Origin of the sequence: Haliscomenobacter sp. (assembly GCF_965225875.1) — a bacterium.
Classification (GTDB): domain Bacteria; phylum Bacteroidota; class Bacteroidia; order Chitinophagales; family Saprospiraceae; genus Haliscomenobacter.
The window spans coordinates 3,674,487-3,689,293 of record NZ_CBDDBS010000002.1 but is presented as its reverse complement, the minus strand read 5'-3'; the positions used below and the strand labels follow the sequence as shown (position 1 = coordinate 3,689,293).

General features: G+C 49.5%; 11 protein-coding genes. All 11 read left to right on the top strand.

Features of this window, described 5'->3' with window-relative positions:
* The first annotated feature begins 6 nt into the window (after positions 1 to 6).
* The 11 genes from ACO08K_RS17090 (at position 7) to ACO08K_RS17040 (ending at position 14,697) form a co-directional block, all read left to right on the top strand.
* Positions 7 to 2,028 carry an NPCBM/NEW2 domain-containing protein gene (locus ACO08K_RS17090; RefSeq protein WP_421797628.1) on the top strand — a complete coding sequence of 674 codons (2,022 nt, stop codon included), beginning with the start codon at positions 7 to 9 and terminating at the stop codon, positions 2,026 to 2,028.
* Positions 2,029 to 2,034: 6 nt separating this feature from the next.
* Complete coding sequence (locus ACO08K_RS17085) at positions 2,035 to 3,075, top strand: NAD(P)-dependent alcohol dehydrogenase (protein WP_421797626.1); 1,041 nt, start codon at positions 2,035 to 2,037, stop codon at positions 3,073 to 3,075.
* 21 nt (positions 3,076 to 3,096) lie between these two features.
* Positions 3,097 to 4,422, top strand: a complete 1,326-nt coding sequence (locus ACO08K_RS17080; protein ID WP_421797624.1) for a Gfo/Idh/MocA family protein — start codon at positions 3,097 to 3,099, stop codon at positions 4,420 to 4,422.
* A 266-nt stretch (positions 4,423 to 4,688) separates the two neighbouring features.
* A complete protein-coding gene (locus tag ACO08K_RS17075; RefSeq protein WP_421797623.1) occupies positions 4,689 to 6,284 on the top strand; it encodes a glycoside hydrolase family 28 protein in 1,596 nt (531 codons plus the stop codon).
* 139 nt (positions 6,285 to 6,423) lie between these two features.
* Positions 6,424 to 8,370, top strand: a complete 1,947-nt coding sequence (locus tag ACO08K_RS17070) for a histidinol-phosphatase (protein WP_421797621.1) — start codon at positions 6,424 to 6,426, stop codon at positions 8,368 to 8,370.
* Between the two features lie 60 nt (positions 8,371 to 8,430).
* Positions 8,431 to 9,516 (top strand): mannose-1-phosphate guanylyltransferase, encoded by a 1,086-nt coding sequence (locus ACO08K_RS17065; RefSeq protein ID WP_421797620.1) that lies wholly within the window; start codon positions 8,431 to 8,433, stop codon positions 9,514 to 9,516.
* Between the two features lie 24 nt (positions 9,517 to 9,540).
* Positions 9,541 to 9,771: a hypothetical protein gene (locus ACO08K_RS17060; RefSeq protein ID WP_421797619.1), complete on the top strand. Its 231-nt coding sequence runs from the start codon at positions 9,541 to 9,543 to the stop codon at positions 9,769 to 9,771.
* Between the two features lie 599 nt (positions 9,772 to 10,370).
* Positions 10,371 to 11,582 (top strand): glycosyltransferase family 4 protein, encoded by a 1,212-nt coding sequence (locus ACO08K_RS17055; protein ID WP_421797618.1) that lies wholly within the window; start codon positions 10,371 to 10,373, stop codon positions 11,580 to 11,582.
* Positions 11,539 to 12,303, top strand: a complete 765-nt coding sequence (locus ACO08K_RS17050) for a class I SAM-dependent methyltransferase (protein ID WP_421797617.1) — start codon at positions 11,539 to 11,541, stop codon at positions 12,301 to 12,303. The genes ACO08K_RS17055 and ACO08K_RS17050 overlap by 44 nt, the downstream gene beginning before the upstream one ends.
* Before the next feature lie 9 nt (positions 12,304 to 12,312).
* Positions 12,313 to 13,584 (top strand): hypothetical protein, encoded by a 1,272-nt coding sequence (locus tag ACO08K_RS17045; protein WP_421797616.1) that lies wholly within the window; start codon positions 12,313 to 12,315, stop codon positions 13,582 to 13,584.
* Between the two features lie 150 nt (positions 13,585 to 13,734).
* Positions 13,735 to 14,697 (top strand): AAA family ATPase, encoded by a 963-nt coding sequence (locus ACO08K_RS17040; protein ID WP_421797615.1) that lies wholly within the window; start codon positions 13,735 to 13,737, stop codon positions 14,695 to 14,697.
* Positions 14,698 to 14,807: the final 110 nt, after the last annotated feature.

Genomic DNA, 14,807 nt, shown 5'->3' with positions numbered 1-14,807 from the left:
ACACTTATGCACACAAGAAATTTCAATTTGCTGTTTTGTTTGTTGGGACTGGTGATCAGCTGTCAAGTTTTTGCCCAGTCCAGCACTACCGTTTGGCTCGATGACTTACCCATCCAGACTTTTTCCGAAGGTTTGCGCCCGGTGGAAGCCAAGGCAAGTTATGCCAAAGACACCATTCGGATCCAGGCTCAGCGCTTTTTGCGCGGCATCGGAGGGCAATCGCCGATGATTCTGGCTTTTTACCTCAATAAAAAAGCTGCTCGTTTCACTGCCTTGATCGGCCCCGATGACAGTGGCAACCAGGACATTCCTTTGAGTTTTTACGTAGTGGCCGACCACAAAGTGCTCTTTGAAAAGCTCGACATGAAACACGGCGACGCCCCAGTAAGTGTAGATGTCGACCTCCGCGGCGTCGAGCGCTTTGGACTATTGGTGACCGACCGGATAGGAGGTTCCAACAACAAAAGAACTTACGCCAATTGGGCAAACGCCAAACTGGAAATGTTGGACGGCAGCAAACCTGGATACATTCCCAATGAGGATGAAAAATACATTTTAACACCAGCTCCCGGCAAAAAGCCACGCATCAATTCTGCTAAAATATTCGGTGCTAAGTCGGGCAACCCAGTTTTGTACACCATTGCCGCCACGGGTGAAAGACCCCTGCTTTTTTCAGCTACCCCTTTGCCCAAAGGTTTAAAACTCGATGCCAAAACTGGCATCATCTCTGGCCGTGTTGCCCAACGTGGCACGTACGAACTGGCCTTGAGCGCGAAAAACAAATACGGCAAAACCCAACAAAAACTCCTGCTCAAAATCGGAGATACCATCGCGCTCACCCCGCCCATCGGTTGGAATGGCTGGAATTCCTGGGCACGGAACATCGACCAGGGCAAAGTCATTGCCTCCGCGGAAGCCATGGTCAGCAAGGGTTTGCGCGACCACGGCTGGACTTACATCAACATCGACGACGCCTGGCAAGGCATCCGCAGCGGGCCCGACACCGCTTTGCAAGCCAATGAAAAATTCCCGGACATCAAAGGCATGATGGATCGTATTCATGCACTGGGTTTAAAAGTGGGCTTGTATTCCACCCCTTACATTGCCAGTTATGCTGGTTTCATTGGGGCTTCATCGGATTATCCGGCGGGTGGGGAAACCCAAAAACTGTTTGTCCCCAGCCGTCAACCCTACAGCCGGATTGCCAAGTACCGCTTTGAGCGCAACGACGCCCGGCAAATGGCTGCCTGGGGAACCGATTTCCTCAAATACGACTGGCGAATCGATGTGGTTTCGGCGGAACGGATGTCGGAAGCTTTAAAAAAATCGGGTCGGGATATTGTTTTTAGCATTTCCAACAATGCCCCTTTCGACAAGGTCAAAGACTGGAATCGGGTCACCAATATGTACCGCACCGGCCCCGACATCAAGGACAGTTGGACCAGTTTGTACCACACTTCTTTTACCCTGGATCGCTGGGCCCCATACTCTGGCCCCGGCCACTGGCTCGACCCAGACATGATGATCCTGGGCGAGGTTTCCATTGGCCCGATGATGCACCCGACCCGTTTGACACCAGACGAGCAGTACAGCCACGTGAGCATCTTCAGTTTGTTGGCCGCACCCATGCTGATTGGTTGCCCGATTGAACAATTGGACGCTTTTACCCTTAACTTACTGAGCAACGACGAGGTAATTGCCATCAATCAGGACCCATTGGGCAAGGCAGCGCGATTGGTTTTGGAAGAAGACGATGTACAGGTCTGGCTGAAACCACTGGAGGATGGCTCTTTTGCCGTAGGCTTATTCAATATTGCGGGTTATGGCAAAACGCCGGAATCCTACTTTCGCTGGGGCGATGAGCCGCAAAAAGTATTCACCCTCCACTTCGATAAGATTGGTCTTAAAGGCAGATATTTGATACGGGATGTTTGGCGGCAAAAAGATGTCGCGGAATATACCGGATCATTCCAGGCAGATATTCCTTATCATGGGGTTATGCTGCACAAATTTACACCCATCAAATAATTCAACATGCAAGTAAATGGTTATGGTGCCCTGAGCAAAACAGCTCCCATTGCACCCATTGATTTTGAGAGAAGAGAAGTCGGCGCGGACGATATTTTGGTCGATATCATGTATTGTGGGGTATGTCACTCCGACATCCACATGGCCAGAAGCGAGTGGGGCCCCTCGGTTTATCCGATTGTACCTGGGCATGAAATCGTTGGTCGAGTATCCGCAATTGGCAACAATGTCACCAAATTCAAAGTGGGAGATCTGGCTGGTGTAGCGGTTTTTGTTGATTCTTGCCGTACTTGCCCTTCCTGCCAAAGCGGAATGGAGCAGTATTGCGATGAAGGCATGACGCCGACCTACAATGGGTTTTACCGAGACGGGGTTACGCCGACTTTTGGTGGGTATTCTTCAAAGTATGTCATTGATGAAAAATACGCCCTGCACATTCCCTTTACCGATCAGTTGGAAGCAGTCGCGCCCTTGTTGTGTGCCGGGATCACGACGTATTCTCCACTGCGTTTTGCCGGAGTAGGCAAAGGGCACAAAGTAGCGGTACTGGGCCTGGGCGGATTGGGGCACATGGCCGTTAAATTTGCCGCATCCTTTGGGGCCGAAGTAACCATGTTGAGTACTTCTCCCTCCAAAGAAGCCGATGCCAGACGCTTGGGCGCGCAGCATTTTGTACTGACTACGGATGAAGCACAAATGAAACCGCTGAAAAATCATTTTGACTTCATTTTGAACACCGTTTCAGCCGTTCACGACCTAAACAGCTTTCTCGATTTGCTCAAAGTAGAGGGCAAAATGCTCCTGGTCGGCATCCCGCCTGAAGACCATAGTGTAGCTGCGGAAAAGCTCATTTCGAAACGCCGCAGTATTGTCGGCTCCATGATTGGAGGCATCCAGGAAACCCAGGAAATGCTGGACTACTGCGCCGAGCACAACATCGTTTCAGATGTGGAGGTCATCGCGATGAAAGACATCAATGAAGCCTACGACCGCATCCTTAAATCCGATGTGAAATACCGCTTTGTGATTGACATGAAAACCCTTTAGAAACACCAATTAACCAACATCATGAAAACACGCAGGACTTTTATCAAAAATACCGCCACGGCCCTAGGCGGCCTCGGGCTCATGGAGTTTTTACCCCTGGAAGCCATTGTTTCCATGCGCAAAGCCGTGGCTCCAAGTGATAAAATCAACGTTGGCCTCATCGGGCTTAGAAACCAGGGCTTCGGCAACGTTCGGGCCTTTCTGAAAGTTAACGAAGTCAACCTCATGGCCATTTGCGACATCGACGATGCCCAACTGGCCAAACGCAAAGAAGACCTGGGCAAAGCTGGCGTCAGCAACTTGCTGGAGTACAAAGACTACCGCAAGATGCTCGACAACAAAGACCTCGACGCGGTCATCGTCGCCACCCCCGACCATTGGCATTGCCTGCAACTCACCGATTCCCTTTCGGCGGGCAAACACGTGTACGTGGAAAAACCGGTAGCCAACTCCATCGGCGAAGCCAAAGCGATGATCCGCGCCACCGAAGCCTCGGGCAAAGTGGTGCAAGTCAACCAATGGCAACGCAGCCAAAAGCACTTCAAGGACGCGATTGCCTTTGTCAAATCCGGCCAACTCGGTCCCATCATCAACACCAAAACCTGGATGTATCGGGGTACTCAGCCCTTGCCCGTGGTGCCGAATAGCCCCGTACCCGAAGGTGTGGACTACAAAATGTGGCTCGGCCCCGCGCAAATGCGCGACTTCAACGCCAACCGCTTCCACTACGAGTTCCGCTGGTTTTGGGACTACGCAGGTGGCCTGATGTGCGACTGGGGGGTGCACCTGCTCGACATCATGCTTTGGGGCATGGGCGTAAACGAACCGCTATCGGTATCGGCAGTAGGTGGCAAACGCCTCTTCCCCACCGATGCCCGCGAAACGCCCGATTACATCCATGTCACCTACGATTTTGGCACCTTCACCAATACCTGGGAACACTACATGGGCACTGGGGCGGGCCAGTACGGCAAGGGCCACGGGATCGCCTTCATCGGCACCAAAGGCACCCTGGTGGTGACCAGAAACGGCTGGGAGGTCATCCCCGAAAAGGATGGCGAAAAGTTCCGCATGGAAGGGGTCGCCTTGCAAAACCGGGTGGACAATGGCCTGGAACTCCACGCCCAAAACTTCGTCGACGTGATGAAAAGTGGCAAACTGGCTGATCTCGCTTGCCCCATACACGCGGGCGCTACCGTGGCCGTCAATGCGCACATGGGCAACGTGGCTTATCGCACGGGGGAGAAAATTTATTGGGATGCGGCGAAGGCTAAATTCAACAGTAAAAAGGCGAATGCCTTGATTTTGCCGACGTATCACAATGGGTTTGATTTCCCGAAGGTGTGAGGTTGGTCGTGCCGTAGCAAGTTTTGATCAAATACGAGGACAAAACTTGAAGGATAATGTACCATTTTGCACAACCGACCAGCGGCATTAGCCGCCCAACGTCTGTAGCACATAGGTCTACCTATTTTGGGTAAAGGTGCAGCGCACCGCAACAATGGCCTTGAATGGTTTCGGTGCGCTGCACCTTTATTTGACACTCGTGCTTTACGTCTACAGACGTTTCGCGGCTAATGCCGCTGGTCGGCTACTTCTAAAATTCAACCATCATGTTCCTGAAAAACCTACCACTCTATCTCTTCTTCCCGGTGCTTTTGTTGTTGTCCAGCACGGCAATTGCCCAAACCAAATCCCTTAAAATCACCTCCTTTGGCGCCATCGCCGACGGCATCACCAACAACGCCACCACCATTCAAAAAGCCATCGATAAAGTGTCCAAATCGGGCGGCGGCAAGGTCATCGTTCCCCCCGGAAATTTCATGACGGGTACCATTTGGTTAAAATCGGGCGTGACACTGCACCTCGAACTCGGTGCCCGCCTACTCGGCCCTACCAAGCGCAACGATTACGCCGTAGTACCCGACCGCCCCGCCGTGGTCATGGCCGAAAACCAGCAGCACATCGGCATCAGTGGTCAGGGCATCATTGACGGGCAGGGGCAGGAGTTGATGTTGGACATTTTTAAAAAACTGCGCAGCGGTGAAATGGTGCAAGACACCATCTGGAGGGTAAAGCGCCCCGGCGGCCGCGCAATGGTCTTGAATTTCAAATCTTGCAGCGACATCCACATTTCCGGGGTCACGCTCAAAAACGCCACTGATTGGGTGCAGGACTACCGGGAATGTTCCAACCTGGTCATCGACGGCATCACGGTCCAAAGCACCGCCTACTGGAACAACGACGGCCTCGACATCACCGATTCCAAAAACGTGCGCATCAGCAATTGTTTCATCAATTCTACCGACGACGCAATCTGCCTCAAATCCGAAAACCCTGCGCTGGGTTGTGAGAACGTCTACATCGAAAACTGCACCCTGCGCTCCAGTGCCAATGCACTCAAGTTTGGTACGCGTAGCGACGGTGGTTTCCGCAAGGTCACCGTGCGCAACCTGACCATTTTCGACACCTACCGCTCGGCGATTGCCCTGGAGTCGGTTGATGGCGGCGATTTGACGGGCATCGACATTCAACACATCAATGCCAAAAATACGGGCAACGCCATCTTTATCCGCTTGGGCCAGCGCACGGAAGGCAAGGCGAGCACACTCAAAGGGGTGTACATCGCTCACGTCAAAGTGGAAGTTCCCCTCTACAAACCCGACCAAGGTTACCCCATCGAAGGGCCGCCCGACCACCTGCGCCCGGGCGAAGACAAAATGCCCAAACGCCCCTCGCATTTCCACATTTATGGCCATCCTTTTTTGCCCTACAACCTGATTCCTTCTTCCATTGTGGGCCTGCCTGGCCACCCCGTACAGGATGTGACCCTGGAAGACATCGAGATCACCTACGGCGGCCGCGCGAAAAAGGAAATCGCCCAGATCCCCCTGGACAAAATCACAAGCATACCGGAAAATCCCAAGGCCTACCCCGAATTTTCGATGTTTGGGGAGCTACCCGCCTGGGGCTTTTACCTGCGCCATGCGGAAGGCATCAAAATCAAGGGCATGAAATTGAGGTATGTGGACGATGATTTTCGGCCTGCGCTGGTGCTGGATGACGTGAACAATTCGGAGTTTGATGGGGTGGAGGTACTGACGGCGAAGGAGATGCCGGTGGTGCTGTTGAATCGGAGTGAGGTGGTGTTGAAGGGGTTGAAAATGCCGGTTGGGGAAGAGATGGGGGTGAGGAGGAGTGGGTATTAGTAATAATCCATTTGCCGGATTCCCAACCCTATAAACAACCAAATTCCACGCTTTATGAATGTGGTCTCCAAAAAATACCAGCCACAGGGAGCACCTTCCGAGCCTCCTCCGTATTTTACCCCCACCAAACACCAAACCAATGAAAAACCACTTCATCCTTTTCTGCCTACTCTGCATAACCCTAGCCCCCCTCCAGGCCCAAACCTGGCTCAAGGGCAACCTCCACACCCACTCCCTCTGGAGCGACGGCGATGATTACCCCGAAATGATCATGGCCTGGTACAAGGCTTCCGGTTACCATTTTGTTGGGTTATCTGACCACAATACCCTGCAAGAAGGCGAGCAGTGGCGCTGGGTTCCGCGGGCACCCGAACGGCGGCGGGCCTTTGACCGCTACCTGCACACCTACGGCAGCGATTGGGTGGTGTATGAAAAACGCGGCAAAGACTCCCTGCGGGTGCGCCTGAAAACCTTCAAAGAATACGTGCCCTTGTTTGAAGAAAAAGGGCGTTTTCTCATTTTACCCAGCGAAGAATTATCGGCCAGCTACGCGGGTAAACCCTTGCACCTCAACGCTACCAATATCAAAGGTTTTGTACACGTCCAGCGCGGCAACAGTGTACGTGAGGTACTGCAAAGCAACATCGACGCGGTGATGGCGCAACGCCGCATCAGCGGACAACCCATGTTTCCCCACATCAACCACCCCAATTTCCACTTCGCCATCAGTCCCGCCGATATGCTGGCCCTGAAACACGAGCGCTTTTTTGAGGTGTTCAATGGCCACCCCGCTGTGTTCAATTATGGCGATAGTACCCACCTGGGCATGGAGCCACTTTGGGACCAGATCAACCTGCACTACGCACAAATCGGACAACCCTTGATGTATGGCCTGGCCACCGACGATAGCCACAATTACCATTTTTTTGGTTTGCAATACGCCAACACGGGCCGGGGTTGGGTGATGGTGCGGGCCGATTCCCTGCACGGAGGAGCCATTGTAGAAGCGATGGAAGCCGGACAGTTTTATGCCAGCACCGGAGTTGAACTAGCCGACCTGCAACAGTCGCCAAAAGCCATCGCCCTGCGGGTCAAAACCGAGCCCAATGTGAAATACACCGTTCAGTTCATTGGCATCAAAAAAGGCAAACAAGCTTCCGAAATCCTGCGCGAAGTGACCATAACTCATGGCGACACCAGCCTGATTCGTTACACCTTGCAGGGCGACGAATGGTTTGTCCGCGCCAAAATCAGCTCGAACAAGGAAAAATTCAACCCTTATTTCCCCAACGACAAAGAAGTGGCCTGGACTCAGCCCGTTGCCCCTACGTTTTGGCCAACTATCAGCAATGTATCTGCTTTGCCCAATGCTCACGCCCACAACGATTACGAGCATAACCGCCCATTATGGGATGCTTTGGAACAAGGGTTTACCAGTGTGGAAGCCGATGTGTATCTGATGCAGGATTCCTTGTACGTAGCGCACAATCGCCCCTATTACCGCGATCCGGCCCGTGGCCTGGAGCAATTGTACCTGCGCCCCTTGCGGCAGCGCATCCGGCAAAACGGAGGAAAAGTTTATCCCGATTTCAGCCAAACTTTTTATCTGTTTGTCGACATCAAAACCGGAGCAGAGGACACCTACACTGCCCTCGACAAAACCTTCCAGCGCTATCGCGACATCCTGAAAGCTTGTACTCGCAAAAACTGCAATCCCGCACCCGTGCAAATTGTGCTTTCCGGCAATCGACCCATTGAAACCATGAGCAAACAAGCGGAAAGGCTGGCTGGACTGGATGGCCGCCCCGGCGACCTCGGCAAAAAGATTTCGCCCCAACTCATGCCCATCATCAGCGACAACTACCGCAATCATTTCAAATGGTTGGGGCAAGGAGAAATGCCCGCCGATGAAAAAACCAAATTGTTGGACATGGTCAAAAAAGTCCATGCGGAAGGTAAAAAGCTGCGTTTTTGGGCTTCGCCCGAGAATGAACAAGTGTGGCAAACCCTGCGCAGTGCCGGGGTAGACCTGATCAATACCGATCGTTTGGAAGAATTGCGCAAGTTTTTGAGCACAAGCAAATAAAAGGCACACTACCACAACAATTTTCTCCGTTATTTTGCTCTACTAAACTTAGTACAATAAATGCCCAATAACAACAACTACGTAGCCATCATGGCAGGGGGCGTTGGCTCCCGTTTTTGGCCCGCGAGCCGTACCGCTCGCCCGAAACAATTTCTGGATATCCTGGGAATCGGCAAATCGCTGCTGCGCATGACCTTTGAGCGCTTCTTGGCCCTTTGTCCGGCGGAAAATATATTCATCGTCACCAATGGCATTTACCGCGATTTGGTCAAGGAACACCTGCCAGAATTGAGCGACAACCAAATCCTCTGTGAACCTTCGCGCAACAATACCGGCCCTTGTATTGCCTATACCGCTTTGAAGTTACAGGTTTTGAACCCCGAAGCAAACCTGGTGGTGGCCCCTTCGGATCACATCATTTTGCAGGAGCTCAACTTTATCCAGGCTTTACAAACCGCATTGGATTTTACAGAAAAAAACAATGCCCTGTTGACCCTGGGTATTCAACCCACCCGCCCGGATACGGGGTATGGCTACATCAATTTTGATAAAAAGGCCACAGAAGGGAATGTACATCAGGTATTGAGGTTTACCGAAAAACCACCTCTGGAGCAAGCCCAGGCTTTTTTAGCCAGTGGTGATTATTTGTGGAATGCGGGCATTTTTATCTGGAAAGTCAAAAACCTGATCGAAGCATTTGGGCAACATGCTAACGAAATCCTGGACGTATTGTGGGCTGAGCCCGAGCATTACAATACTCCTGGTGAACAAGCGTACATCGATCGTGTTTACCCCAACACACTGAGTATTTCCATCGACTACGCCATCATGGAAAAAGCCAACAATGTGTATACTATTCCCTCCAGTTTTGGTTGGTCGGATTTGGGTACCTGGGCTTCTTTACATGCCGAGGCAACGCAAGATGCCCAGCAGAACGTCATTAATCTGGGACCCAATTTGTTGTACAATGTCAACAACTGCTTGTTGCGGGCACCAAAGGACAAACTGGTGGTCATCAAAGACCTGGAAGACTATATTGTGGTTGATGAAGGTGACATTTTGCTCATCCATCCGAAGGCCAAAGAACAGGAGATCAAGAAGATAACTGAAGCAATTGGCAAGCAATTTGGTGAAAGTTTCCTTTAAACAACTTCCCATTGGCCTTGGAACTTGCGCTGGCAAAACGGCTACGTATTGGTATTTGATCTTTCTGGTAAACTGGTCAAAAAGCAAGATATTGAAGTATTCCCCGGTAGATTGATTGATTTGGCGATGTCCAAGCAGGTACCCGGATTGTATCAGGTAAAAATATTGTTAAAAGACATCAAACCCTTGGTGGTCTCTTACTACTTCATTTACATTATTTTATTTTTTTCATATATAAAAGATGCTGTTTTTTAGATAGATTGGGGTGTTTAAAAAATAGGGTGAATAGTCAGGGCAGTAAAAACCGTGTCTGCAAAATTCAGCATTTTTTTACTTCGACTATTGATGTTTCATAAAAAAGTGCGTATAATTGCTGGACTATTTAACTGATAAAACAACGATGATTGAATTCCTTTAGACATCACACTGTTTAATTTACCTTGATGAATCTACTGCCCCAATTGTTAAATTTCACACTTCCCTCTATACTCTTTTTTCTAGAACACTTCAAATAAATTTTCATACGCAATTTATTGATAACGAATTGCGTAGGCTCTTGGCGTTTTATGCAAAATACTAATTAGTCTACTGGCTTCCAGGGCTTCTTATGTAATATACTGCATAAAATCATGCCATCATTCGAGCCATTTCGTATTGCCTAAAGGATTAACACTCCTTGATGGCTTGTATTTCTTTTGTTTTAATTCATCCTCCTTTAGAAACTACCTTCATTTGTTGCCAGCAATGCCTGTCTAACAACTTATAAGGTATTGGTTTTTTAATCACTTTCTTAAGAGCCCGTAAAAAAATTATGATAATTTTTTACAGGCTCTTAAGCTAAAATAAATCCCTGTATGCAGGGAGCGATACTTAGTATTATGAGCACAAAACAAGCTCAACAAATAATCCCTAAAGTAATCCTGATTGCAAACTCTGGTTGGAATGTTTACAATTTTAGGATGAACTTGATCGAAAGCTTGACCTTGCGAGGTTATTCAGTAACGGTATTGGCTCCTGAGGATGAGTATTTCCATTTGATCCACCAAAGTGGACTTTGTGATTTGATTCCTTTGATCCATTTGAAGTCGACGGGTACCAATCCAGCGCAAGATTTAATGCTCCTGCGAGAATTGCAGCACCTTCTCAAACGAGAAAAGCCTGATGCCATTCTTACTTTTACCCTTAAGCCAAATATTTTTGGTAGTCTGGTTGCCAAACGTTTGAACATTCCAGTTATTCCAACCGTAACCGGATTAGGGTATTCTTTTTTGCGCAAGAACTGGCTCAATTGGGTCGTTCAACAGATGTATGCCCGAGTTTTTCGGGGCCTGGATAAAGTGTTTTTTCACAACCAATCCGACTACGAACTACTTAAAAATCTTCGAATCTTACAGCCTGGCCAAGGGGTCGTTGTAGGCGGTTCCGGGGTAGATACCAATTATTTTCAGGTCAGTGCAGTGCCTAACCCAAAACCTTTTGTTTTTCTCTTCCTGGGCCGTTTGTTGTACGACAAAGGGCTCGCAGAATTTGCCCTGGCGGCAGAACAAATTCAACGCAATACCCCCAACGTGAGGTTCTGTGTTGCTGGCAGCCATCAGCCAGAGCACCCGGCTGCCATTCCTGCAGAAGAATTTCAACGTTGGGTGAACCGAGGGGTTATTGAGTATATTGGACAAGTGGAAGATGTCCGTCCTTTGATCAGCAAAGCTCAGGTGGTGGTGTTGCCTTCGTACCGCGAGGGAATGCCCCGAGCTATTTTGGAGGCCATGTCGATGGGCCGTCCGGTAATCGCTACCGATGTACCCGGCTGCCGGGACGCTGTACAACACGGCTGGAATGGTTGGTTGAGTAAACCGCGCAGTGTGGAACACCTGGAGCAATGTTTGCGTCATGCCATGCGACAAAACCAGGAAACGCTACAAGAAATGGGCAGCAATGGGCGCGAGCGGGTGCTGGATTTTTTTGATTTGCACCGGGTTCAACAACAGTATCTGAACAGAATACAAACCATACATAGCTTCTATGCCAAAGCCTCCACAGTTGGAAAGCGTACGCCAGTACTTTGATGGATTGGCAGCACATTATTCAAGGCGTTACTCTACTCAGCGACCCTATTTGTCGTATTGGTTTCATGAGCGCTGCGATCAGGCATTAGGGAAAAAAAACTATACCAATAAGCGAATTTTAGACGTAGGTGCAGGCAATGGGGCCTTGTATACCCTCCTCCAGCAAAATTTTTCCACCTTTAATTATTGCGCTACGGATACGTCTTCCGCAATGTTGGCAGAAAGTACGATTCCCAATGAGCAACGTTGGGTTGGGACTTTGCATAACTGGGAAAGTGCACCAGCGCAATTTGACCATATTTTTATGCTGGGGCTGGTGTCTTATCTGGAACCAGAAGATTTTTTTAATCACTTGGACTGGGCTCAAAAACATTTGGCGCTAGGTGGAAGTTTGTGCATCAGTTTTACCAATCGGGCGTCCTGGGATTATCAATGGAGGCGAGCACTCAAACCTCTGCTTCGCCTGATGCCGGGCCAGGGTGTTGTCCAGCAAGTATTTTCGGTTGAGGCGCATAAGTTAGAAACAATTTCCGGCGATCTAAGTCACCTGGGCTGGAGGATTGATCAGGTCGGGTACATTGCCGCCAGCATTCCATTTTTGCAGCATTTTTCGGAAGTTTGGGCCGCAAAAACCGGAAGATGGCTCAATAGAAGGGTTCGTTCCAAATGGTGGCGAAGGCGCTCATGTCCAGAGTTTGTGCTACATTTAGAACGAGTTTAAATTCGAGGAATGCGAACCATGCCTAAAGCGGGAATCTTGCAAATTGCCTACTATTTCCCACCGATCAAAGCAGTGGGTACCTTGCGCAATGACCGCTTTGCCCAAACAGCCCAGCTCCATTGGCCAAAGGTACATGTGTTGAGTACCAGCCATGCTCATGTTTTTGACCATGAAACGGGTCAAGCTACCGACGTGACCATTTTACGTGTACCCAGTTATGATTTTCGCTGGTTGATCTGGTTTTTGCGGCGCAAAAAATCAACTCATTTTTCCCCACAATTGAAGCAGCAGCCGGGTGTCTCTTGGATACGCCGGGCTGTGGACAGTTTTCCACTCAACATCATCCTGGGGGACGGTGGTTTTTTTTACCTGCTCATCGGCTACTGGCGCGCTGCAACTTTGATCAAAAAAGGCGAAATATCCCACTTGTATTCCTCTTTTCGCCCCATGTCCGATCATTTTTTGGCTTATTTGCTGGTTCAGCGTTTCCCCTTTTTGATTTGGATAGCCGATTTTCGGGATGTACCAGTAGATCCCCTGTTGCAAAATGTGTGGTGGCCTGGTTTCCAACATTGGATCCTTCGCAAACTTTTAGGTCGTGCACAATATTTGACCACGGTTTCAGAGGGTTTGGCGCAACACCTGCGCACCCATTATGGACGACCGGTACAAGTCATACTCAATGCGCCGATGCGCCAGCAAGGTCTGGAAGTACAAGCTCAAAATTTTGAACAATTTACCATCGTGTACACCGGATCACTGTATCCGCAACAACAAAGTGCAGGGCCATTGTTTCAGGCCATTAAAAACCTGCTTGATGAGGGCGTACTAAAAGAATCAGCGTTTAAGCTACTGGTTTGTGGCAAAGATGGAGCACTGTGGCAAAGTTGGGCGATGGAGTTTGGCCTGGCAAATATACTGGAAGATCAGGGCATGCTCAGTCAGGCAGAATCCCTTTCATTGCAACATGGGGCTCATGTGAACCTTTTACTGAGCTGGAATAGCCCCGGCCTCCAGGGTATCCTCAGCGCCAAGGTGTTTGAATACTTACAGGCCAAAAGGCCTATTTTGACCATTGTCAATGGTAGTACGGACCTTGAGTTGGAAAGCCTGATCCATACCTATTCCCCAGGAAGTTTGCTTGTTTATCCAGATCAATCACTTCATACGCTGATTGGTTTTTTAAAGAAGCATTATCAAGATTGGCAACAAGGGAAAAATGATTATTTAAGTTTACCTGATGCTCCGAGTTGGGAAAATGAAATAAAAAAGGCGTTTTAAAGCTGAGTTTTTGTCGAAAAGGCATTATTTATCGAGTCAAATCCGCTATTTAGCGACCTCAGCGCTTTTTTTTACCCTCAACCTATGCAAGATTTCAACAAAGCAGTATTTTCGTTCGTTCTTGGTGAGAATACTTAAAGTTTTAGCTTAATGGAATATAAATCCGACGTTGAAGCCGTTGACGCAATGGCACAATCTTATAAGGATCTGAAGAAAGAGATTGGCAAAGTGATTGTAGGACAAGATGACGTGGTGAAAGCCGTAATCATCGCCCTGTTTAGCAATGGACACAGCCTGTTGGTAGGGGTGCCAGGATTGGCCAAAACCCTGCTGGTAAGCACGATCGCCGAAGTACTTGACCTCGACTTCAAACGTATCCAATTTACTCCCGACTTGATGCCTTCGGACATCACTGGTTCGGAAATCCTGGACGAGGATCGCCACTTCAAATTCAACCGTGGCCCTCTGTTTTCCAACATCGTTTTGGCTGACGAAATCAACCGTACGCCGCCTAAAACCCAGGCTGCGCTTTTGGAAGCCATGCAAGAAAGATCGGTGACGGTGAGTGGTACCCGCCATGAACTACCAAAACCATTCTTCGTGTTGGCGACCCAGAACCCCATCGAACAGGAAGGTACCTACCCCCTGCCCGAAGCCCAGCTGGACCGTTTTATGTTCAACGTTACCCTGGACTATCCTTCCTACGAAGAGGAACTGGATGTAGTACGCGGCACTACGACAGCTCAAAACATCCAGCTGAACCATATTCTGACGGGTGCTCAGATTTTGAGCTTCCAACAGTTGATCCGCAAAATTCCAATTGCTGACAACGTATTGCGCTATGCCGTAAGTCTGGCGACCAAAACCCGCCCCAAAACTCCGATGGCAACGGATATGGTCAACAACTACATCTCCTGGGGTGCAGGGCCCCGTGCCTCACAATACCTGGTATTGGGTGCCAAGTGCCATGCAGCTATCAGTGGGAAATACTCACCAGACATCGAAGATGTTCAAACCATCGCCAATTACGTACTGCGCCACCGGATTGTGCGCAATTACAAGGCGGAAGCGGAAGGCATCAGTGAGGAGCATGTGATTAAAAGTCTGTTTTAAGAGTTGAGAAGTTGAGGAGTTGAGGCTACCGCAGAGGCTTAGACCGTGTCAACTTCTAAGTCGTTGCGGTAGCATCAACTTCTCAACTTCTCAACTCCTCAACCCCTCAA